Raw genomic sequence first — 595 nt, 5'->3', positions numbered from 1 at the left:
ACATTCAAATCTAAAATCTAGCCAGGTCGGCTAGTTACTCACTCGTTGCTCAGTTTTGAGAGCTCAAACTCTCAAACGTTTGGTGGCGATAGCGAAGGGGTTCCACACGTTCCCATCCCGAACACGACCGTTAAGCCCTTCAGCGTCGATGGTACTTGGACCGCAGGGTCCTGGGAGAGTAGAACGCCGCCAAGCGTAAACCCTATTGGGTTTCAATAATAATATACGGGCCCTTAGCTCAGTTGGTTAGAGCGCACCTCTGATAAGGGTGAGGTCGGTGGTTCGAGTCCACCAGGGCCCACCATTTACACTTTCATAATTTGATATGGGGCCATAGCTCAGCTGGGAGAGCGCCTGCCTTGCAAGCAGGAGGTCAGCGGTTCGATCCCGCTTGGCTCCACCAACAAGATTTCAAGCTTGTTCTTTGAAAACTAGATATCGAAACGAAAATTGCGAATTAGAACATTCCTTTTAGCTGAACTTGTGTTAAAACAAGTTTCAAATATTAGTGATACTGTATGAGCGAGTGATCGAATGGAACGACTTTTGGATTTGCGCAAGCAAACCAAGGGAAGAGACAGCTCGAACACGAGCG

At 48.1% G+C, this 595-nt stretch carries 2 tRNA genes and 1 rRNA gene; all 3 read left to right on the top strand.

The features are described from left to right. Positions 1–78 precede the first annotated feature (78 nt). Positions 79–195 (top strand): 5S ribosomal RNA (gene rrf, locus CHI14_RS29565). 32 nt (positions 196–227) lie between these two features. Beyond that, positions 228–304: transfer RNA gene (locus CHI14_RS29560), tRNA-Ile, on the top strand. 23 nt (positions 305–327) lie between these two features. Beyond that, positions 328–403, top strand: a tRNA-Ala gene (locus CHI14_RS29555). Positions 404–595 lie beyond the last annotated feature (192 nt).

Source organism: Paenibacillus sp. 7516 (genome assembly GCF_002272715.1).
In the GTDB taxonomy this organism is placed as follows: Bacteria; Bacillota; Bacilli; order Paenibacillales; family Paenibacillaceae; genus Paenibacillus; species Paenibacillus illinoisensis_A.
This window is presented reverse-complemented; position numbering and strand designations above follow the sequence as displayed.